General features: G+C 44.5%; 19 protein-coding genes. 4 read left to right on the top strand and 15 right to left on the bottom strand.

From position 1 onward, the window contains the following. Window positions 1-5: 5 nt before the first annotated feature. The 13 genes from CWO27_RS11280 to nrfB form a co-directional block, all read right to left on the bottom strand. Entirely contained in the window at window positions 6-1,532 is a 1,527-nt protein-coding gene (locus CWO27_RS11280) for a L,D-transpeptidase family protein (RefSeq protein WP_102432393.1), read from the bottom strand. An 80-nt stretch (window positions 1,533-1,612) separates the two neighbouring features. Beyond that, window positions 1,613-2,701, bottom strand: a complete 1,089-nt coding sequence (locus CWO27_RS11275) for a DUF1513 domain-containing protein (RefSeq protein ID WP_107898973.1) — start codon at window positions 2,699-2,701, stop codon at window positions 1,613-1,615. Beyond that, a complete protein-coding gene (locus CWO27_RS11270) occupies window positions 2,691-3,752 on the bottom strand; it encodes an imelysin family protein (RefSeq protein ID WP_107898972.1) in 1,062 nt (353 codons plus the stop codon). Before CWO27_RS11270 ends, CWO27_RS11275 begins: the two co-directional genes overlap by 11 nt. 142 nt (window positions 3,753-3,894) lie before the next feature. Continuing rightward, on the bottom strand, window positions 3,895-5,283 hold the full coding sequence (locus CWO27_RS11265; protein WP_107898971.1) for a di-heme oxidoreductase family protein: 1,389 nt from the start codon (window positions 5,281-5,283) through the stop codon (window positions 3,895-3,897). Between the two features lie 113 nt (window positions 5,284-5,396). Further along, window positions 5,397-6,656 carry an imelysin family protein gene (locus CWO27_RS11260; RefSeq protein WP_107898970.1) on the bottom strand — a complete coding sequence of 420 codons (1,260 nt, stop codon included), beginning with the start codon at window positions 6,654-6,656 and terminating at the stop codon, window positions 5,397-5,399. Window positions 6,657-6,832: 176 nt separating this feature from the next. Beyond that, a complete protein-coding gene (locus tag CWO27_RS11255; protein ID WP_009848836.1) occupies window positions 6,833-7,429 on the bottom strand; it encodes a GTP cyclohydrolase II in 597 nt (198 codons plus the stop codon). A 248-nt stretch (window positions 7,430-7,677) separates the two neighbouring features. Beyond that, a complete protein-coding gene (locus CWO27_RS23585; protein WP_017063565.1) occupies window positions 7,678-7,854 on the bottom strand; it encodes a hypothetical protein in 177 nt (58 codons plus the stop codon). A gap of 89 nt (window positions 7,855-7,943) precedes the next feature. Next, complete coding sequence (gene nrfF, locus CWO27_RS11250; RefSeq protein ID WP_048669252.1) at window positions 7,944-8,384, bottom strand: heme lyase NrfEFG subunit NrfF; 441 nt, start codon at window positions 8,382-8,384, stop codon at window positions 7,944-7,946. Continuing rightward, window positions 8,381-8,935 (bottom strand): DsbE family thiol:disulfide interchange protein, encoded by a 555-nt coding sequence (locus CWO27_RS11245; RefSeq protein ID WP_107898969.1) that lies wholly within the window; start codon window positions 8,933-8,935, stop codon window positions 8,381-8,383. Before CWO27_RS11245 ends, nrfF begins: the two co-directional genes overlap by 4 nt. Then, the gene (locus CWO27_RS11240; RefSeq protein ID WP_107898968.1) at window positions 8,916-10,838 is read right to left on the bottom strand and encodes a heme lyase CcmF/NrfE family subunit; all 1,923 of its coding nucleotides are present in this window, start codon (window positions 10,836-10,838) and stop codon (window positions 8,916-8,918) included. The genes CWO27_RS11245 and CWO27_RS11240 overlap by 20 nt, the downstream gene beginning before the upstream one ends. A gap of 124 nt (window positions 10,839-10,962) precedes the next feature. Next, window positions 10,963-11,937, bottom strand: a complete 975-nt coding sequence (nrfD, locus tag CWO27_RS11235; protein WP_048607198.1) for a cytochrome c nitrite reductase subunit NrfD — start codon at window positions 11,935-11,937, stop codon at window positions 10,963-10,965. Between the two features lie 2 nt (window positions 11,938-11,939). Further along, entirely contained in the window at window positions 11,940-12,626 is a 687-nt protein-coding gene (nrfC, locus tag CWO27_RS11230) for a cytochrome c nitrite reductase Fe-S protein (RefSeq protein WP_048659577.1), read from the bottom strand. A 3-nt stretch (window positions 12,627-12,629) separates the two neighbouring features. Beyond that, window positions 12,630-13,214, bottom strand: a complete 585-nt coding sequence (gene nrfB, locus CWO27_RS11225; protein ID WP_017101427.1) for a cytochrome c nitrite reductase pentaheme subunit — start codon at window positions 13,212-13,214, stop codon at window positions 12,630-12,632. 481 nt (window positions 13,215-13,695) lie between these two features. On the opposite strand from nrfB, the gene nrfA reads away from it, so the two are divergent. Both nrfA and CWO27_RS11215 read left to right on the top strand, forming a co-directional pair. Next, window positions 13,696-15,126 carry an ammonia-forming nitrite reductase cytochrome c552 subunit gene (nrfA, locus tag CWO27_RS11220; RefSeq protein ID WP_170960826.1) on the top strand — a complete coding sequence of 477 codons (1,431 nt, stop codon included), beginning with the start codon at window positions 13,696-13,698 and terminating at the stop codon, window positions 15,124-15,126. 125 nt (window positions 15,127-15,251) lie between these two features. Next, window positions 15,252-15,596 (top strand): rhodanese-like domain-containing protein, encoded by a 345-nt coding sequence (locus CWO27_RS11215; RefSeq protein ID WP_102431252.1) that lies wholly within the window; start codon window positions 15,252-15,254, stop codon window positions 15,594-15,596. Window positions 15,597-15,716: 120 nt separating this feature from the next. On the opposite strand, the gene CWO27_RS11210 is transcribed toward CWO27_RS11215, so the two are convergent. Continuing rightward, the gene (locus CWO27_RS11210; protein ID WP_107898967.1) at window positions 15,717-16,346 is read right to left on the bottom strand and encodes a TPR domain-containing protein; all 630 of its coding nucleotides are present in this window, start codon (window positions 16,344-16,346) and stop codon (window positions 15,717-15,719) included. A gap of 173 nt (window positions 16,347-16,519) precedes the next feature. Then, window positions 16,520-19,180, bottom strand: a complete 2,661-nt coding sequence (gene gyrA, locus CWO27_RS11205) for a DNA topoisomerase (ATP-hydrolyzing) subunit A (RefSeq protein WP_102431254.1) — start codon at window positions 19,178-19,180, stop codon at window positions 16,520-16,522. Window positions 19,181-19,438: 258 nt separating this feature from the next. Here gyrA and ubiG point away from each other — a divergent pair, with 258 nt between their 5' ends. After that, the gene (gene ubiG, locus CWO27_RS11200) at window positions 19,439-20,182 is read left to right on the top strand and encodes a bifunctional 2-polyprenyl-6-hydroxyphenol methylase/3-demethylubiquinol 3-O-methyltransferase UbiG (protein WP_019821739.1); all 744 of its coding nucleotides are present in this window, start codon (window positions 19,439-19,441) and stop codon (window positions 20,180-20,182) included. A gap of 508 nt (window positions 20,183-20,690) precedes the next feature. After that, on the top strand, window positions 20,691-22,973 hold the full coding sequence (gene nrdA / locus CWO27_RS11195; protein ID WP_102431255.1) for a class 1a ribonucleoside-diphosphate reductase subunit alpha: 2,283 nt from the start codon (window positions 20,691-20,693) through the stop codon (window positions 22,971-22,973). The last annotated feature ends 50 nt before the right edge of the window (window positions 22,974-23,023 follow it).

The following is a 23,023-nucleotide window of genomic DNA, read 5'->3' as shown; positions in this document are numbered from 1 at the left end:
CCCTCTTAATCATATTGGTAGATATCACCGCGGTACTGTATGCCGCCCTCTTCAAACAACACGGTTTGATAGATGATATGCACTGGAATCCGCTTCTTGAGGCGAACCTTAGTATTCGGAGCGAGGTCAGCATTTTGGTTCGGGACTTTCCTTACCTTAGTGGCAAACAATAACTCAGCCAGTTCTTCTGCGTGTTCAACACGTATGCAACCTGAGCTATAAGCACGGAAGTCGTCATTAAACAGGCCTTTACTTGGTGTATCGTGCAGGTAAATGGCTCGCTTATTAGGTGTGTTGAACTTATACAAACCTAATGCATTTCGCGAGCCAGCCTGCTGACGCATCCGATATGGAAACGAATTGAAGTTGATTGTCTGCCAATCGATCTCTGTGGTGTCGACCGTTTCCATTGAACGCCAACCGTCAATCACTTGGAAGTTGTTCGTTTCAAGGTAGCTTTCGTCCGCTTTTACTTTAGGCAGGATGTCTTTGACCATGATTTTCCATGGCACATTCCAAGTCGGGTTTAGAATGACAGAATCTAGGTTTATCTCTAAAAGCGGTGTTTTTCGCGATTTTCTTCCCACGACGACTTTAGACTCAAACACCTCTTCGCCATCTTCCCAGTACTTCATGTCAAAACTCGGCACGTTAACGACGATGAGAGAATCTCGGTCTCTTGGCCACAAACGAACACGTTCAGCATTCAGAGCCAATGAGGTTAATCGATCATCAAAGCCCATGTTGATCCACTTTATCGTGTCAGGGCCGATGATCCCATCGTCTGTAAGACCGTGCATACGCTGGAAGGACTTAATCGCCGTTTGCAGATCTCGATCGAACTTAGGGAAATCGACCGCGATCATCGAAGTATCAACACCGACCAAGGCAATACGTTCAACAAGAATGGCTTTATCTGAAAGCTGGTCGCCCAAGCGTTTCAAGCCTTTCTGTCTGTACCGATCAATCTTGAGCTCGGACGCGGTTTCTAATACTGAATAAGTCGCCTTGAATTGGTCGAAATCCCCCACTGGCGGTGCGTAAGACAACACCATCTCCAATAAGTAATCATTGGCGACACTGCTTTTCAGTCTCATCAGAATATGGGGCGAAGGCGCTGGTAATTTGGAATGTAGCTTACCCGAAAAGTACCACTCCTTACCGGCAAGTGGCGCATTTTCAACGTAGCTTAGGTAGTAGATAAAGGTATCGGTAAGTAATATGTCCAACTCTTGCCATTGAGCATAGGATTGATAGTGACGGATTTGCTTAAGTTGTCGTTCAAAGAGCGGTGCCATTTGAGCTTGTTCGAGAAGCGACAATTGAAATTCAAACGCTTTAACCAGTTCTGGCGAATCCCAAAGGATAGGAAGAGAAGTGTCTTGATAAATACTCTGGGTAAGCTCTGGATAAATCAGCATAAAAGAGAGCTCTGAATCAGCCGGAATGAAACGGCTCTCGTCAGAACTCGTATAGCTCCATGCGTGCACAGAAACTAACACCAATAATCCACAGAAGTATTTCGCTAACATGCTTAACTCCATCCCCATAATCTCATAAGTATGGCAAAGAAATTGGAGTAAGCATGTTAATTTTTAAGGTGCTATATGCATCAAATTGACGACCAGTGGTTATCCCACTGAACCGTAGATTGCTGGGTCGATTTCTCATGAGGCTTTCGCTGGCTAACCACACTCCCCGCCCCAGAGCTGAGTCGAAACTCTCCATCAAGTAACACGGCACCAGAGGCATCAGATAGCGCAGAAAGTTCGACTAACTCTTTACTCTCTTTGGACCAAATACCGTAGCAGTTGCCTCTTGGCGAAGTCGCAATAATCCAATCATCTGACGCCGCAATACTGGCGATATAGTGATTGAACCTTGCCCATTGCTCTGGCTCTGCGTTCAGTGATTCAAACTGCCCGCCTTTAGTATGCATCGCCAATAGCGAAGGATACTCATCTGGTTCACCACGATATTGCTGGCCACAAAGCACGGTTTCAGCACCATCATGGGCTAAGTGTCGAATGCTCAGCTTCTTATCCAACAATTCAACCTGATCAAGCAGCGCACCTTCAGGAGAAATATAACTCAAGCTCGGCTGCATCGAATCTAGGTTTTTCGGTGTTCTACCATCAGTATGAACGCCACCAACGCCGATCGCGAGATTACCATCCGGCATGATGATCACTTCATGAGGCCCAATACCAAAACCGCTGAACTCTTCGACCTTACGATAGCCTTGCGCGACATCGTAAACGCCAATCACACCTTGGCTGCTGTCCGTTTTCCCTTCAGTGGCATACAGTAACTTACCATCTAATGAGTAAACGCCATGACCATAGAAGTGACGGTTCTTACCTTTCACGACCATTTTGATCTGCTGACCGTTTTTATAGTCAAACACCATAAAATAGTCACCAGGACGACGAGCAAAAACCACCGCATGTGATGAGGTTGGGCAAATCGCGACGCCATGACCACGATCTGGAATCGGCAGTTGACTCAATGGCATTCCATATTCGTCAGCCACAACCGCTGAATATTGACCTCGCCCATTCAGCGCACATCCTATCAGCTGAGGATCATTAGATGAGCTCACAGCACCAGAGCGACTAGCGCAGCCAAACGGAAGCAATGGAACAGCTGCACAACCCAGTGCAGCCTTGAGTAGCGTTCTTCGCGTAGTATCAGTCACCATCGGTAGCATTAAATCCTATTACCACGCCAAGCTCTATCGCCACTTCTTCATGAATCAGGTACTTCAAACGTTCTAGTTTGTTGTATTGAGTCAGCACATCTCGGTAGCCCTCTTTACTCTGCAATAACTCAAACAAGCTTGAGTCTGTAGGCCAAGTATCTAGCGTCAATGTGAACTGGTCAGCAACACGGTCAGCAAGATCGTTTAAGCCCTTCTCTCTCAACAAGCCGTCTAGGCCATTGCCATCGGCAAGGTACAAATTCTGAAGTGCTGCTACATTCGCTTTTAGTTGAGTCATCGAGGTTTGTGCACGCCATGATTCTGAGAAGTAAGGACGCGGATGACCAATTTTCGCCATCGGGCGACTCAGCTTTTTCATGCTGTAATCAAGCTGGTTAGTCAATAGAGCGATGTATTCAGATTCCCAACGCATCTCGTCTAGCGCTAGCCACGGGTTAACCTGCCAAGCTTCAGCAATAGAGGCCGATTTCATTGCCAAGTTTTGTGCGATAGCTGGTGAAGATAGACAGCCTGAAGCTTTGTCTTGAAGCAGTGGAGATTGCTCGTCGTACAGAGACCACTCCAAGGCGCCAAGCCCCTGAACGGTCACACTTTGCTGTGCAATTTCGTCTTGTGACCAAGCTTTATCTTGCTGAGTCAGCTGACGCATTTTTAGACCTGTGGTGTTCTTTTTGTCTGGCCAAAACTGAACATTCCAGCTCTCTTCCAGTGCCGCTGTTGGGCCTCTTTCTTGACCTTGTAGTGCCATCCAACTGTTCATTGTAAGCTGCCACTGAGCTTTCAACGTATCAAGCTCAACACTATTGGTTTGGCAGTAACCCTGCATCAAGACTTCTAGTTCACTGGCTTGCTTGGCAAATAGAACTGCAGAATCAAACTCTTGTTGATAGACACTGCGACTAATATGATTTGCCGTGTCGGCTTGATAGGACACACCGTTAACCTCAGATGAAGCAGTCTGCTCACCCGATGATTGACAGCCTGCCATGATTAATACCGACAAAGGCATTAACAAAAATTTATGTGTCATGCTGTTACCTTACTTCCTAATTTTTCTTTTAATTATATGAGTTCACTAAATATGAAACGACCGCTGAGCTCGTATTCCTACAAGTTCAGCGGTTGTGTTCTTTAGGTTAGCTGAGTAGTTAAACCGCTAAATCTCAGTCCGACTACAGCGAGTTCAAAAACGCCAGCAGTGCTTCACGCTCAGTCGCATTCAAAGACAGTACGTTTTGTTTTGCCATTTCTGCTTCACCGCCATGCCAAAGTACCGCCTCCATAACGTTTCTTGCACGACCATCATGAAGCAGGAACGTATGACCATTCACTTCTTTGGTATAACCTAACCCCCACAATGGCGTGGTGCGCCACTCTTGACCGTTAGCCAGATACTCTGGGCGATTATCCGCTAGGCCTTCACCCATATCATGCAGCAGCATATCGGTGTATGGGCTAATTAACTGATTAGATAATGCTGGCAGACCTTCTCGCTCTGCCGTGCGGAACTCAGCTTGATGACAGCTTTGACAGCCAACGTCTTTGAACAGTTTTTTACCTTGCACGACAGCAGGGTTATCAACGTCACGACGAATAGGTACTGCTAAGTGCTGCGAATAGAACTCAACAAAATCTAGGATGTTGTCGCTGACTTCTGGCTCACCGCCATTTGGGAAATCATCACAAGTCGATTGTGCAGATGTGCAGTTTTCGTTCGGGAATAAGCTGCTTGTTAGGCCTAAATCACCATTAAATGCCGCTGCATTTTGCTGCATCAGGTTTGGCTGACCAGCTTTCCAACCGAAACGTCCCAGTGCCATTTCATTGGTGCGAACATCAAGAACGTAATTGGCTTTACCCGATACGCCTTGGTTATCCGCTGCTTGTTGCTTAGCGAAACCAAGAATCGTCTCTTGAGGAATACTCTCGAGCAGACCCAAACCGATCATTGGCGGAGCAACACGAGCTGAGAATTCAGTTTTAGGGTGCATCTCACCGAACGCAAGCTCAGTAATTTTTAAAGTGGGTTTACGCAGAGTAACAACCGTGCCGTCTTTAAATTCAACAGGAACATCGGTATAACTGATGTTCACTTTCCCCTCAGGTTTAACACCTTGAAGTGCGAAATCTTGTAGCTGGCCACCGTAAGTCGGTTCTGGGATGCCACCATCGCGAATAAAGGCTTGTCTTTGCTCTGGCGTTTCAGCCGGAATGCTCAAGCGAACCAACATGGATACCGCGTTCTCATCGCCCTTTTCTGGCGCGTGACCACGACCATCTTTGATGTGGCAGTTTTGGCAGCCGTTGGTGTTAAATAGTGGTCCTAATCCATCACGAGCATCAGTTGATGACGGTGCGGGAACCCAAGGGTTTCTAAAGAAACTGTTGCCTACGCTGAAATCTAAGCGTTTACTCATTGGTAGGTTGGCTGCGGGAAGGGAAAAAGAGTTCGCCCCCTCTTTCTTAACGGTCGTTTTGCCGCCAGAGTAAGTTTCATGGGCATGTAATGGCGATAAGACAAACAGTGCGGTTAATAGTGAGGCTGATAGATACGACTTCATACATTGCCTTGCTGTGTTTTTTGGTTTTAGTTTTTATGTGGGTGTGGCTTTCTTGAGGATCAAACAATTAAGGGCTCAATGAGAGCCCTTATATTTATTTTTGGCTCAGGTTCTTAGAACTCGTGATCCGCTGTGTCTGGGTTCAGGCTATCAATGCCAATCACACCCGCAGCACGCTCAATTGCAGCTGTTTGCGACACTAGCGCAACAATCGTTTTGTTTACTAGTGCATTACCTGCAGCGTTGTCAGCAGCGATTAGCTGATCGAAGTGCTGGTTGTTTTTCTCAGCAGACATTACCAGTTGGCCTACTTGTGCACGTGCTAGGTCAAACTGCTTTTGAATCTCTTTCGCAGCTTGCTCGTCTTTTTGCTCAACTAGGTCAAACAGGCTTGGACCTGAAAGCAGAGTGCCGTCTTCACGCTTATATAGACCCGTGTAAACGTTGTAGATGCCTTGCTCGTTGTAGTAGTGAGAGTTGTGCGTGTTATCAGAGAAACAATCGTGCTCGTCTTCAGTAGAGTTTGCTTCTAGTGCAACCTTCATACGCTCACCCGCTAGTTCACCTAGAGACAGTGAACCCATGCCGAATAGCATTTTACGTAGGCCATTTTCGCTAGATTCAGAAAGCAGTTCTTGACGGTAGTTACCTTTCTCACCTTCAGCCCACTGCTTTTCCATCCACTCTAGGTCTTGGATAAGCAGCTCAGCAGATGCTTTTAGGTATGCGCCACGACGGTCACAGTTACCGTTAGTACACTCAGCACCAACAACGAAATCAGTGTAAGCACGCTCACCTGCGCCGCTGTTTGTACCGTTTAAATCTTGGCCCCAAAGTAGGAATTCAATTGCGTGGTAGCCAGACGCTACGTTCGCTTCAGAACCGCCGATCTCGTTCAAGTCTGCGATTAGCTTTGGAGTAATGTTAGTTGCATCAACCGTAGTCTGACCAATTTGGAAAGTCTTATTAGCCACGATGTTTGCGCTAGCGCCTTCGTTACCAAGCTCATATTGGTAATCAGAAGATACGTAGTCAATCAGACCTTCATCTAGTGGCCATGCATTCAGTTGGCCTTCCCAATCATCAACAACAACGTTGCCGAAGCGGAATACTTCTGACTGTTGGTATGGTACGCGAGACTCAAGCCAAGCTTGTTTTACTTGTTCGAAGTTGCTAGCAGAAGGAGAAGCTAAAAAGGTATCAATAGAAGAGTTCAACGCTTTTGCTGTAATTACTGAATCGGCAAACACGGCATGAGCAATATCTGCATAGTGTTCTACAACTTGATCTTGAGTTACTGCTGCAAAAGAAGAAGCAGAGGCAAAAATGAGTGACGAAGTTACTGCTTTTGTCACTAAAGATTTAATGGTCATGAAGCATCCTTGTTGAGCTTTAAATTATTATTCGTAGTAATAGTGCAAACCATTATCATTTGCACTACGGATTGGAATAATACAAACTTACAATTTTATTGCAAGATAAATACAAAAAAACCTCACATATGTGAGGTCTTTAAACATTTTTATGTTAAGCGCAACAAGTAAGCGAATCAGATATCCAGGTTATGCTTACCGTGTGAGACTTTCGCTTTCAGGTAGCTCTCATTACCCGATTTGATATGAGCAGAGGTATTCACCACTTCTTCAATCTCAATACCAAAGGATTTAAGTTCATTGATTTTCTTAGGGTTGTTGGTCACCAAACGGATTTTTGTAGTACCTAAAGCGCGTAACATTTCCGCTGCTTCAGTAAAATCACGTAAGTCATCACCAAAGCCTAGGTGGTTATTGGCTTCGTAAGTGTTCATACCTTCGCTTTGCAGGCGGTATGCATCGATTTTGTTGTATAAACCAATACCACGACCTTCTTGGCGTAAGTAAAGAATCACTCCACCCGTCTCACCCATAATTCTAATGGTTTCGTCTAGCTGCTCGCCACAGTCACAGCGAGATGAATGGAAAACATCACCAGTCAAGCACTCAGAGTGCATACGAACAAGAGGTATGTCTTGTGTCTTATCTGCTGATTTAAATATCACAGCAACATGCTCTTTGTCTGTTTTCAATCCATGAAAAGACAGAAGTTCAGCATCAATACTGCTTGTTACCCCTACTTTGAAATCTATTCTGGCACGCACTTCCGCCATAACTATACTCACTTGAAAATTCGATGTATTTAACAACACTACATTATATGTCTAGGCAATATTTTGTAGCTAACTATCTAATGATAGACACTATGAGGCTGTTAACAATTTTTTTCAAGGTCGACCATGCTCAAATTGTTATATTATAACAATAATTTTTCAGGTAACAAAAAACCCCACATTGGAATGACCAACATGGGGTTATAAATTAATCAGTTGCGGCTGAAGTTACGATTTTTACAGAACGTTCAGCTTACTTGGGTTTGCTTCCAGATGACAAGTTGAACCCAAGCGTTCTCTAATTCAGTTAACTCTTCTTGAGTAAGCGTAGAAATGCTCGATTTTGCACTGTATTTTTCTGCCCATTTGTCAGATCGGACATGAGTATGGAACTCTTTCTTTAAATTTGAGATTACGTTATCCACAGACACATCCTTATATAACAGTGCTTAGCCTTTATAATCCTTTAATGTTACAAAATACAGGTCAATTGGTAAACAGTAATACATAATTTTTATGAGCTCTTTCTAACACTTTTTACTGATAGATATATAAATAAGAGAAATAATAGGCTTGGAAGTAGCCAAAGTAATAAGTTTGAAACACTCATTGCAGGTTTATAGAGCACAAATTCACCGAACCTTTCTGTCATATATTGAGTGATTTCATTATTACTCTGCCCTGCTTTCACCATTTTGAATACAACGAGACGTAAGTCTTTTGCTATCGGAGAGTTCGACTCAATCAAGTTTTGGTTCTGGCATTGCGGGCAACGTAGCGTTTTAGCCAATGTAATTGCGCGCTGCTGCTGCTCAGGGTTTTCAAACTCGAATAGTTCAACTTGAATACTCGTGTCTTTATTACTGGCTGTAAACAGGTCTTCCGCCAAAGTCGGAAAACTAACAAACATAAGTGTAGACAGCATAACGAGTGTTTGTATTAAAGACTTCATCATCCATTCGCACCATCAAAATACATCGCAAGTTCTTCTTGCCATACAGATTCATTGACCACGCCCAGTAACTTCTTAATGATTTGGCCATCAGCGTCGACCAGATACGTTTCAGGGGTGCCGATTACGCCCAACTCTAACGCTAGCTTACCTTGAGGATCACTGATCACAGTAGAGTACGGATTGCCATCGCTCAATAACACATTGATTGCTGCCGCAGAGTTATCTCGATAATTGAGCCCAATAATTGGAATACCTTTATCATTAAGTTTGAGTAAAAAAGCATGTTCGGTTTTGCAGATACCACACCACGACGCCCATACATTCACTAGTTGATAAGGGTGCTGAGTGACATCAGTCAACGTAATTTCCTGTTTGCTACTGATGCCTTCACTATTGACTAACGCAGCAGACACGAATTCAGGAAATGCCCTCTTCTGCTCCGACACAGTCGTAGATTGCTGCTTATTATTGAGTGCAAAGACAAAACCCAACACCATCACTAATGCCAAGACAATTAACGTGATGAGCTTGTTACGAACGCTGGTATGCATACTGTGACGCCTTAAAGGTTTTCTTTCTACGATGAGTTAATGAGAGTAAAGCGCCGAGAATGGAGAACAACCCACCAAACCAAATCCAGCGCACATACGCTTTGTACTGAACACGGAATGCATAGGCTATTGAGTCTACTTTCTCTCCCATGGTGATATAAACATCGCCATGCCAGAACCACTTCATTGCAGGCTCACTCATGTTCATAACACGAACTTGGTAGTGTCTTCTTTCTGGCGCGATGGAAAAGCTTTGCTCGCTAGCATCTAATTCGAGTATCGCTTTTTCTGCAGTAAAGTTGGAGGCGACATAGAGCTCGGTATCACGATGAGAAAGCGTCCAATCCATGAATTCCACCTGTTCACCTGGGCTTAATTTATAGCTACGCTCAAACGAGTGGTAACTGTTCATAGCAGCACCGACAGACAATACCGCTACTCCAACATGCGCAAAGGTCATCACCCATGCTTTACGTTGGAACTTGGATCTTCGCGTAACCACTAAACCATAAACGTGCGTCAATAAAACCCAGAATGCCAGCCCCCAAGTCAGCAGCACCATCACTTGTAGATGTCCCTGTTCCACTTGCCAAGAATAACAAATGTACCCAAGCACAAATGACACCACAGCTAACGAGGCAATCACGCCTTTAGTTGCTTGAGGTTTGATACTGAGCAATGGAGCTAAGCCAACCACGCCAAGGGCGAGTAACGCTAAAGGTGCAATCAACAGATTGAAGTAAGGCGCACCGACCGATATGTTACCCAATCCAAGTAGTTCAAATACCATTGGATAGAAAGTGCCGAAAACAACCACGGCTGTTGCCAGCACAAAGATAAGTACCGCAACTAAGCTCAAAAAGCTTTTGCTGGCGAAGCTGGTAATCGGATTAGATTCAAAAGATTCACCTCTGACGATAAGCAGAGAAAATGAACTTACGAGTACCAGAACTAATATAAGCAGCAGTGCAATACCTTTAGTTGGGTCGACAGCAAAAGCATGTACCGATGTTAGTACTCCAGAACGAACAATAAAGGTGCCTAAGATACTCAGGCAAAACGTAATGAAAGCAAGGCTGAGAGACCATTTTAGGAGCTGTTGTTTGCCCTTTGCAACACCTAGGCTGTGCAGTAATGCGGTCGAAGTAAGCCACGGCAACAAACTGGCATTTTCAACAGGATCCCAGAACCACCAGCCGCCCCAACCTAATTCGTAATACGCCCACCACGAACCAAGAATGATCCCTGCAGTTAAAAAGATCCAAGCGACGAGACACCAACTGCGACAATGGGAAACCCAATCAAACTCAATAGGATCAACCAATAAGGCCGCAACAGCAAACGCCAGCACCACAGAAAAGCCGACATAGCCAAGGTAAAGTAATGGAGGATGAAAAATCAGGCCGACATCTTGCAGCATTGGGTTTAGGTCACGCCCTTCTAGCGGCAAAATCGAATTCATTTCAAATGGGTTTGATGCGAATAAGGTGAACCAAGCAAATATCGCGAGCAGTAGATTCATTACCCACAACACACGGCTTTGGTATTCATTCGAATAGTGTTTTTGTAGGGCAATCACGCCAGACCAAACGCTAATCGTAAGTACCCAAAATAACAAGGAACCTTCATGGCCAGCCCATACGGCTGCTAACTTAAAAAATGAGGGTAACTGAGTATTTGAATGTTCAGCGACGTATAAGATAGAGAAGTCATCACTGACAAAGGCATAACCAAGCAATACGACAGAAGTGAGAGAAAACAGCGCGCTTGAAAGAGAGAAACTGCGGATTAAACCTAGATTTTGCGTCCGTTTATTTAGCATTTGATAAAACGAATGCACACCAATAATGCTGCTAAGAACAGCGACCAACACCAAACTAAACAGCCCCAAAGAACCGACCATATCACCTCAATAAGGCTCCGCTTGAGCAGAGCCAAGTTAAACAATTGTTCGCTTATACTGTTCCAATAAACAGGAACCAAGTAAGCAGATGACCAGTATCCAACATCTGCTTACTTGAGCAAAATTAAGCTATCGTTAACTGCCCTGCGTAAAGGACAAACGTTCGCAGCATTAATACACCCATTAGGCTTAGCGAAGTCACTGAAAAAATATACACCGAGCTATGGCGGATTGAGGTTGGTGTCACTGCATTCAGCAACAACGGTAAAACCATGCCGACACCGATGACGCCGTACCAGAACCAACTCGCCCAGAAACCACTGCCAATTGCGTTCCATACTGCTTGCTCACTTTGACCACCAGCGAAGATAAGCCCAGTAAAGAAAGTAATAAGAACAAACAACTCAAACATCACGACCGGACGTTCGAATCCGTGGATCCATGAAATACTCGGGCTATGAGGTGATTCCTTAAAGACCAACACACCAAATAAAATACACGCCGCCGCTCCTGAGGATAAGCTTGAGAATAAGAACAAAATCGGCAACACTGGGTTATTCAATAGTGGGAAAGTATTCAAAGCTGACAACAAGAATCCGGTATAAGCGGCAAGCATCAGAGCAAGAACAGCTAAGAAGATTTCCAAAGCATTCTCAAACACTTCCAATTTGCCAATCCAGTTACCGACAAAATCGAGTCGCCCTTTTAACCAAGCTTGGTCATTCAAGAACACGACAATTTGATCTCGGAATATAATGCCGATCCAAAGGAATAGGATCACCATATACACTTGGAATAAGATCACACCCATCGACATCACAGACGTTGGGTTATAGAAGATCATGATCTTCCAAAAGGATAACGGTTTTGTCAGGTGGAAAACCAAGATAAGCAGACCTGAAATGATCCCGAATGGCGCGAGAAAAGCCGTGGCCTTTAACACCCCATTATGAGCAGGATCGCCTTCAATGACCTTACGTTTTAGGTAAATGGAGATCATTACGGCACCTGCCGACATCCCCGCGAGAAATAGATAGATTGCTATAATCCAGTCCCATACCACAGTACCAGACTGAAAAGCTGTGTCCCATGCACTCATAATCAAATCTCCCCTTTTTGGTGTGGCACTTTGTAGAGTTTTGGCTGAGTGCCTAGATAAGCTTTATCCCTGTAAACCACCTCAGATTTAAGCACCTGGTTTATCTCACTCTTAGGGTCATTTAGATCGCCAAATACTAGCGCCTTGGTCGGGCAAGATTCGACACAAGCAGGCAGCTTCCCTTGTGCAAGGTTGGTATCACGACAGAAGTTACATTTATCAGCCGATTTATTCTCAGGGTGGAAGAAGCGCACTTGATACGGGCACGCTAACAAACAGTAACCACAACCGACACACTTCTCTTTATGCACATCAACGATGCCAGTTTTTTCATCTTTGTAGGCCGCGCCTGTTGGGCAAACCATCACGCAGGGTGCATTATCACAATGTTGGCAAGAGTTACGAGTAAAACGGTAATCAACATTTGGATATTCGCCTTGGGGTTCGCTCTTAATAATTTCTAAGCGCGACACGCCTTCAGGCACTTTGTTTACTTCACGACATGCTTCTGTACAAGCGGTGCAACCAATACACGCGGTCTCGTCATGAATCATTCCATAACGTTTAGCCCCGTCCTCTTGAACATTGGCTAGCGTTTTACGGCTTGTTACCGCCGCCGTTCCCGCAACACTTGTAGTAAAAATAACGGCACCAGCGCCAGCTAAAAAGTTTCTTCTTGAGCAGCTCATAGATTACTCCTCTTCTTTCTTCTGGTTGAAGTCTGAATGGCAATCCACACACAGCTTGATGGTTTGCTTTTTATCTAAGCCCAACACCTTTGCTTCAGTCGCATGAACATCATGACAGTTTGAACACGTTAAGTTTTGCGCGTGAACATCGTGGGTCCAACTCGCTTCGCGCAGATCATCCGGTTTGTGACAATCTATACATTGGCTATTGGCATCTAAAATTAAGCTAGGGTCTAGGAAAACCTTCTCGGTTCCCGGTTGTGATTGAGCCGCGCGATACTTCACCACTTCAGGTGCACCTTCACGGTGATCGGGGCTAATAGAACTATGACAGTCGGTACAATTTACTTCACGACCAAGTAAAGCGTGTGCACTTTCACCATGTGAACCCAATACCGTTTCTTTTGAATCTTTATGGCATTGAACACACTTGTAGTCTTTGTCACGTATTAATTCGACTTCATGTCTTGTTGATTCTCCTACTGGCGTAACAGCAGGCTCAGCAACAGCATGAATGGAATAACCATAGAGGCAGAATGCTAGAAGGGATTTAAGCATTATGACTATGGCCAATTTAATATTGCCCATTTTATCCTTTCCTTATACCGGCATTATTTAACTCTCAACTAAATAATATTCCGGTTAAACAAAAGTACCCTTAAACGATATTATTACCGCTTAAATGATATCAATTCTTATTTTGGATAAGCCACAACGCTTTCTATAGTTAGAATATACCTCGAATTGGGTAATACGAAATTTGAATGGGTTAATCTGTGAACGCAATCACCCTATTTATATCATGGTCAATCTAGGTAATTGATTGTTATATATGATAATAATTATCAATTGAACTTTAATATCCCTACCCAGTAGTACCCCTTTAGGGTTATATAAACTTCAACGTGATTGAAGTCACTACCATTAATTGATCTAAGACAAGCTATATCCAACACGTAACAAAATGTGTTTGTTTATGAATTAATATAAACAGGAATTCTCCAGTTCTTAATTTGAATAGCAAACTCACAACGCTTGGTATAAGAATCAGTATATTGGAGATATCACTGTGAAAAAGCATTGGATACGTAATTCGGTCACAGCACTATTAATGGTTAGCGCATCACTAGCAAGCGCAACCAGTTTTGCTGCGTCTGAACAAAAAGAAATTGGCGACCCTCGTAACGACCAGTTCGAGCAAAACCACCCAGATCAATATCATTCATGGAGACAGACTTCAGAAAGCGAAACCATTGAAGACGCACTAAAAGAAGATCCCAACATGGTTATCATGTGGGCTGGCTACGGCTTCGCAAAAGATTACAACAAGGCACGTGGTCACTTTTATGCGATTGACGATGTACGACAAACACTTCGTACTGGCGGCCCAACGGACGAAAACTCTGGCCCTATGCCAATGGCGTGCTGGAGCTGTAAAAGCCCAGACGTAGCACGTGTTATCGAAGAGCGTGGTGAAGACGGTTACTTTGAAGGTAAATGGGCACGTCTTGGCAACGAGATTGTGAACCCTATTGGCTGTGCCGACTGTCACGATACCCAAAGCGAAGGCTTTAAAAATGGTGAGCCAGCACTGAAGGTGACGCGTCCTTATGTTGAACGTGCGTTCGATGCGATTGGTAAGAAGTTTGAAGACCAAGGTCGCTTAGATCAACAAGCTTCCGTTTGTGCTCAATGTCATGTGGAATACTACTTCACAGGGCCAACAAAAGGCGTGAAATTCCCTTGGGACAAAGGGACTCGTGTTGAGCAAATGGAAGAGTATTACGATGGAATCGGCTTTAAAGATTGGACGCACAAAGTATCTAAAGCGCCAATGCTAAAAGCACAGCACCCTGGCTATGAAACGTGGCGTGAAGGCATTCACGGCAAAAACAAAGTTGCTTGTGTTGACTGTCATATGCCGAAAGTGACCAAAGAAGATGGCACCGTTTATACCGACCATAAAGTGGGTAACCCATTCGACCGCTTCGAAGATACGTGTGCAAACTGTCACACTCAATCTAAAGAAACCATGCGTAACATCGTTTCAAGCCGTAAAGCTCAAGTGCTAAACATGAAGCTGACCGCTGAGAAACAAATCGTTGCCGCTCACTTTGAAGCAGGCGCGGCATGGGAAGCAGGTGCGACAGAGCAAGAGATGGAGCCTATCCTACTGGATATCCGTCACGCTCAATGGCGTTGGGACTACGCTATTGCATCTCACGGCGTTCATATGCATGCACCTGAAATCGCTCTAGAAGTGCTAGGCACTGCCGTTGACCGCGCAGCCGATGCTCGTACTAAGATTGTTCGTCTACTGGCGAAGAAAGGCATCACTGATCCAATCGAGATTCCAGACATCTCAACCAAAGAGGCGGCTCAAAAAGCGCTTGGAATGGACATGGATAAGATGAACGCTGAAAAACAACACTTCTTAGACACAGTTGTTCCTAAATGGGAAGAGCAAGCTGAAAAGCGTGAAGCCAGCTACGAATACTAGTTTCTTCAATTAGACCATTACGTAAAAACCAGTCACACTATTATTGTGTGGCTGGTTTTTTAGGTTTGGGGCAATACACATTAATATCTCCTCCCCAATCCACTCGCCAATTCAAGGAATATATAATGAAAACCTTACTTTCACTTTCAGCATTATGTATCGCACTACTCAGTTCAGGCGTTTACGCCTCTGAGCGTGCTGAGACAGGGTGGGAATTAATAGAGAAAGGCGCATTAGTGGTTGATGTCAGAACACCTGCAGAGTTCGAACAAGGGCATCTGGACAACGCCATCAACTACCCTCTTTCTGAAGTCGCTACTCACTTCGCCAAGATAGATAAAGACCAACCGATCGTTTTGTATTGCCGCAGTGGTAATCGTTCAGGACAAGCCTATCAATTCTTGCGAGCTCAAGGATTTACTCAAATCCACAACGCAGGTGGGTTAATAGAAATGCAAGAAAGCCAATAGCTTGAGAGATTAATGGCTTTAGAGGCTAAACGCTTCAAAGGTAAGTCGTTTCAAAGGCTAATCGTTTCAAAGACAAATAGCTTCAAAAGCTAATCAGGAAGAACAGCCTATTGACCAAGCTTAGCGGATCATCTGTTTGGCTTGGTTGATCGAGTGAATAATCGAAACGCGATCAATCCCCTTTTGATTGGAGTCGAGGATTTGAGTCCACGCATCAATCGCTTGTTGATAGCGCATGCTGATGAAATGATCGGTCGCAATCAGCATCAATGCCGTACGATCATTGGGATCAAGCTCCATTGAGTGATCCAATAACGCATTCACTTCATCACTCATAGCTTGAGAGCTGAGGTAATAAAGTGCGGTTGCTTTGGCCGCATAAAGGCCCGATGGTGCTTGAGGATCCAACCGAATCGCGTAGTCATAACAGGTGAACGCTGCATCAAACTCCCCTTTCTGCATATACACACCACCCAGCTTAAACCACAAATCGGATTGATTCGGATCTTGTTTGAGGCTTTGTTGAAGCTCACCTTCGAAATCTGTTGCCGTGTAACCATTGCTATCATCCAAAGGAAGTTGGGGTGTGTCCTGTTTCATTTGAGACCAGACAAGCACACTCAGAGCCACTGCAGTAAGGGAAATCACCACATTGCCTTTTAGATGACTACCATTGTCGCTCGCGGCAATAACGACCACGATCAAAAACAGGCTCATTAGTACTAACGCAACCAACAACCAGATGTCCATTCCACACTCCTTTATCAACCCTTTAAGTTTAACACTTTCCCTATCAGGCAATATTGATCGAGACTTAGCTATTAGGATTTACGCCAATCAGAATAAACGAGCAGACAATAAAAAACCGAGCACTTAGGCTCGGTTTTTTCAATGGTAAGCTTAATTACTTAACGTAATCGAGATTACTCAGTATCTTGCTCGCTATCACTTTCAGAGTCAGAAGCATCTGATGCTTGCTCTTCACTTGATTCAGCAACTTCAGCGTTGATAGTTTCAGCATTTGCTTCTTCAGCTTCGCCTTCTACAATCTCAGCTTCTTCTACTTCGTCGATACGTTGTAGACCTACAACATTCTCGTCTTCAGCAGTACGAATCAGTGTTACACCTTGAGTGTTACGACCAACTTGGCTAACTTCCGCAACGCGAGTACGTACTAGCGTACCTGCGTCAGTGATCATCATCATTTCATCGCCTTCTTCAACTTGAACAGCGCCAACAACTGGGCCATTACGTTCAGAGACTTTGATAGATACTACACCTTGCGTTGCACGGCCTTTCGTTGGGTATTCAGCTAGCTCAGTACGCTTACCGTAACCATTTTGAGTCACAGTTAGGATATCGCCTTCGTTAGAAGGAACAATCAGTGAAACCACTTGATCGTCTTCAGGAAGCTTCATACCACGAACACCAGAGGCAGTACGGCCCATTGCGCGTACTTTGTCCTCGTTAAAGCGAACAACTTTGCCCGATTTAGAGAACAGCATGATGTCGCTATCACCGTTAGTGATGTCAACGCCAATCAGTGAATCGTCGTCACGTAGGTTAACAGCGATTAGGCCGTTAGCACGTACGTTTGCGAATTGATCCAGTGATGTCTTCTTAACTGTACCGTCACCCGTTGCCATGAAGATGAATTTCTCGTTAGAGAACTCAGAAACAGGCAGGATAGCCGTAATACGTTCACCTTCTTCTAGAGGAAGAATGTTCACGATAGGCTTACCACGAGCAGTACGACTTGCTAATGGTAGTTGGTAAACTTTCAGACGGTATGTCTTACCACGAGTAGAGAAACATAGGATGTTATCGTGAGTATTAGCAACAAGCAGACGCTCAATGTAATCCTCATCTTTCATCTTAGTTGCACTCTTACCTTTACCACCACGACGTTGAGATTCGTAGTCGCTTAGGATTTGGTATTTAACGTAACCTGCGTTAGAAAGCGTTACTACAACGTCTTCTTGAGCAATCAGCTCTTCCATGTCGATGTCATGAACTGCCGCTGTGATTTCTGTACGACGCTCGTCGCCATAGATTTCACGTACCGCTTCAAGTTCTTCACGGATAACTTCCATCAAACGCTCAGTGCTTGCAAGAATGTGCATTAGCTCAGCGATTTCTTCTAGAAGTGCTTTGTACTCGTCTAGAATCTTCTCGTGCTCAAGACCAGTTAGGCGGTGAAGACGAAGTTCTAGAATAGCTTGTGCTTGTGTTTCCGTTAGGAAGTATTGGCCATCGCGGATGCCGTATTGGTCTTCCAACCAATCAGGACGAGCCGCATCAGTACCAGCACGCTCAAGCATTGAAGCAACGTTACCAAGATCCCAACCGCGTGCAACTAAGCCAGCTTTTGCTTCAGCTGGTGTTGGAGCGTTACGAATAAGCTCAATGATTTCGTCGATGTTAGCAAGTGCTAGAGACAACGCTTCAAGGATGTGTGCACGATCGCGCGCTTTCTTCAGTTCGAAGATAGTACGACGTGTAACAACTTCGCGACGGTGGTCTACGAAGCACTTAAGCATGTCTTTGATGTTGAACAACTGTGGTTGACCGTTGTTCAACGCAACCATGTTGATACCGAAAGTCGTTTGCAGTTGAGTTTGAGCGTATAGGTTGTTAAGAACCACTTCGCCTACTGCATCACGCTTACATTCAATAACAATACGCATACCGTCTTTATCAGACTCGTCACGTAGTGCACTGATGCCTTCTACTTTCTTATCTTTAACCAGTTCAGCAATCTTCTCGATCAAACGAGCTTTGTTTACTTGGTAAGGGATTTCAGTAACGATAATGGTTTCTTTACCATTCTTCTCTACTTCAATATCCGCTTTTGAACGCATGTAAACCTTACCGCGGCCAGTCTTATAAGCATCAACGATGCCTTTGCGACCACTGATAAGTGCTGCTGTTGGGAAGTCAGGACCAGGAATGTAGTCCATTAGCTCATCAATAGTGATCTCTTCATTATTGATGTAAGCCAAACAGCCATCAACAACTTCACCAAGGTTATGTGGTGGAATGTTGGTAGCCATACCTACTGCGATACCAGAAGCACCGTTTACCAATAGGTTAGGAATTTTTGTAGGAAGTACTGCTGGAATTTGTTCTGTACCATCGTAGTTCGGTACGTAATCCACAGTTTCCTTATCAAGGTCAGCCAGTAGCTCGTGCGCAATTTTCGCCATACGAACTTCGGTATAACGCATTGCAGCCGCGGAGTCGCCATCGATAGAACCAAAGTTACCTTGGCCATCAACTAGCATGTAACGCAGCGAGAACGGTTGAGCCATACGAACAATTGTATCGTATACCGCGCTATCACCATGCGGGTGATATTTACCGATTACATCGCCTACTACACGAGCAGACTTTTTATATGGTTTGTTCCAATCATTACCTAGTACATTCATCGCGAACAAAACGCGGCGGTGTACAGGTTTTAGGCCATCACGCACATCTGGAAGGGCACGACCAACGATGACGGACATCGCGTAGTCTAGGTATGAACCTCTAAGCTCATCTTCAATATTTACGGGCGTGATCTCTTTCGCTAGATCGCTCATAGAGCCATTTTCCCTCTATAGTCAGATCGTATTTTTGAATACGTATAAGACCGAAAAATATAACACAAATTTACCTACGGAGGCATCACTTTCCCTCTCCTTTTACCATCTTGTGACCCTTGTAGCCAATCAATTGATGAGAAATTGCACCTCCGCATCATATCTTGCTGAAACATGGTCACTTTACATCCAATAAACTAGCAAAATTGTAGATCTTCTGGTCAGCGCGAAAAGGCAAGTTATAATGCCTGCAATTTCATGGATGCATTATTTAACTTGGAAATGCCGATTATGACTAAATCACAGAACGTAGACCCAGCAGAAATCAAGAAATTCGAAGACATGGCGTCACGCTGGTGGGATCTAGAAGGCGAATTTAAGCCGCTACATCAAATCAACCCACTGCGCCTAAATTACGTGTTAGAGAAGACGGAAGGCCTGTTTGGCAAGAAAGTCCTCGATGTTGGCTGCGGCGGCGGTATTCTTGCAGAAAGCATGGCGGTTGAAGGTGCGATAGTGACTGGCCTAGACATGGGTAAAGAGCCGCTAGAAGTAGCGCGCCTTCACGCATTGGAAACTGGCACCAAGCTCGATTACATCCAGAGCACTATCGAAGACCACGCAGACCAGAACCCACAGACGTACGATGTGGTAACGTGCATGGAAATGCTTGAACACGTTCCTGATCCGCAATCTGTTATCACGGCCTGTTCGAAATTGGTGAAACCGGGCGGCCACGTGTTCTTTTCTACATTGAACCGTAACTTCAAATCTTACTTGTTTGCGATTGTTGGTGCAGAGAAGCTATTGAAGATTGTTCCTGAAGGCACTCATGAACACGAGAAATTCATTCGCCCTGCTGAACTTATCAAGATGGTTGATAACACGCCGCTGCAAGAATTAGGGATTACAGGACTGCACTACAACCCTCTTACGGACACTTACCGTTTAGGCACAAATGTAGACGTAAACTACATCGTCCACACGCAAAACTTCGGCTAAAAAATATCGGTAGCCCTACCGTAAAACCTTTTGTAAAAAAGACGAATGAAAAGAGTTGCAATTACCATAAGTTTGCGACTTTTTTCAGTCTAAATTTCGTGCGCTAGCTTCCATTTTGACCACCTCGATTTAAATTTAATCGCCCAAAATCCATCGCATATTTTGGTCAAAGATCAAGGGATTTTTTTTTATGGGCGTGCAAAAATAAAGCATCATTAAAAGCCGACTTTTATACAATCAAGTCACATCTAACCTCATCAGTTAGTGGTCACTTACAGTTTTTTTTCAATCCACCACTTATCCACAAGCAACCCAATTTCTTTACCTTGAAAAATATCAGTTGTAGCACTATCTTGTAACCCAACAAACAAATGACCCCTATATGTTGTGTTTGAACTACAATATATGGGTAGACCAAGATCACAAAGCCGAAACGTAATTTACAAAAGTTACACAGAAATACACAAAAACACGGCCTTGTTCAGTTTTGTTAGGGAAATTAAGCAGAATGAACCAACAACTTACTGTTACCAAGCGTAACGGGCGCAAAGAAACGATCGATCTAGAGAAGATCCATCGCGTGATTACATGGGCAGCTGAAGGCTTGCACAATGTTTCTGTATCACAAGTAGAATTGAAAGCTCACATTCAGTTTTACGATGGCATCACCACTACTGACATTCATGAGACTATCATCAAGTCGGCAGCGGATTTAATCTCTGAAGAGACTCCTGATTACCAATATCTAGCAGCACGTCTGTCTGTATTCCACCTACGTAAAAAAGCGTACGGCGAATACGAGCCGCCGGCACTGTATGACCACGTTGCAAAACTGGTTGATATGGGTAAATACGATAGCCACCTTATGGAAGACTACACGAAAGCTGAGTTTGACGAGCTTGACGAGTACATCGACCACAAACGTGACTTAGACTTCTCTTACGCAGCGGTTAAGCAGCTCGAAGGTAAATACTTCGTGCAAAACCGTGTAACGAAAGAAATCTACGAGAGTGCTCAGTTCCTTTACATTTTAGTTGCTGCGTGTTTATTCGCTAAGTACCCGAAATCGACTCGTCTTGACTACATCAAACGTTTTTACGACGCATCGTCTACGTTTAAGATTTCTCTACCTACACCGATCATGTCTGGTGTACGTACGCCTACTCGTCAATTCAGTTCTTGTGTACTGATCGAGTGTGGTGACAGCCTTGATTCTATCAACGCAACAGCAAGCTCAATTGTTCGTTACGTATCTCAACGTGCTGGTATTGGTATCAACGCAGGTCGTATCCGTGCGCTTGGTTCTGAAATCCGTAATGGTGAAGCGTTCCACACTGGCTGTATCCCTTTCTACAAATACTTCCAAACAGCAGTAAAATGTTGTTCTCAAGGTGGTGTTCGTGGTGGCGCAGCAACAGTGTTCTACCCACTATGGCACGGTGAAGTTCAGTCTCTATTAGTACTGAAAAACAACCGCGGCGTTGAAGAGAACCGTGTTCGTCACATGGACTACGGCGTACAGCTGAACAAGCTTATGTACTCTCGTCTTGTTCAAGGTGGCAACATCAGCCTGTTCTCACCTTCTGACGTACCTGGCCTTTACGATGCGTTCTTCGAAAACCAAGACCGTTTTGAAGAGCTATACGTTAAGTTCGAAAACGATCCATCAGTAAAGCGTGAAACAGTAAAAGCTGTTGAGCTGTTCTCTCTGCTAATGCAAGAGCGTGCTTCTACTGGTCGTATCTACATTCAGAACGTTGACCACTGTAATACACACAGCCCGTTTGATTCTGAAGTTGCACCTGTTCGTCAATCGAACCTATGTCTAGAAATCGCGCTACCAACTAAGCCGCTTTCTAACGTAGAAGATGACGAAGGCGAAATTGCACTTTGTACGCTTTCAGCATTCAACCTTGGCGCAATCAATGAACTAGACGACCTAGCAGAGCTTTCTGAACTGGTTGTTCGTGCACTAGATGCACTTCTTGATTACCAAGACTACCCGCTTCCAGCCGCATACAAGTCGACAATGAACCGTCGTACTCTAGGTGTGGGTGTAATCAACTACGCATACTACCTAGCGAAGAATGGTGTTAAGTACTCTGATGGCAGCGCCAATGGCCTGACTCACCGTACTTTTGAAGCGATTCAATACCACTTGCTAAAAGCATCTGTTGAACTAGCGAAAGAGCAAGGTCGTTGCCCATCTTTCCACGAGACCAACTACGCGAAAGGCCTACTGCCAATCGATACTTACAAGAAAGATATCGACTTAGTATGTGAAGAGCCATTGCACTACGATTGGGATTCTCTACGTGAAGAGATCATGGAGCACGGTCTGCGTAACTCTACGCTAACAGCGCTTATGCCTTCTGAGACATCGTCTCAAATCTCGAACGCGACTAACGGTATCGAGCCACCACGTGGTTACGTATCAGTGAAAGCATCGAAAGACGGCATCCTGAAGCAAGTTGTTCCAGATTTCCTAAATCTAAAAGAAAACTACCAGCTACTTTGGAACATTGGTTCTAACGACGGTTACCTACACCTAGTAGGTATCATGCAAAAATTCGTTGACCAAGCTATCTCTGCAAACACTAACTATGACCCAAGTGTTTACGACAGCGGTAAAGTACCAATGAAGAAGCTGCTTCAAGACCTACTAACAGCGTACAAGTACGGTGTTAAGACGCTTTACTACCATAACACTCGTGATGGTGCTAAAGACGACCAAGGCGATGCAGTTCAAGTGCCGGAAGAAGATTGTGAAGGCGGCGGTTGTAAGATCTAAACCGCAATAAACATTAAGACCCCAGAGAAGAGTTATCTTCTCTGGGTTTA

Source organism: Vibrio sp. 10N.286.51.C3, assembly GCF_003050065.1.
In the GTDB taxonomy this organism is placed as follows: Bacteria; Pseudomonadota; Gammaproteobacteria; order Enterobacterales; family Vibrionaceae; genus Vibrio; species Vibrio crassostreae.
The sequence above is the reverse complement of the archived record's forward strand: the minus strand, read 5'-3'. Positions and strand labels throughout refer to the sequence as shown.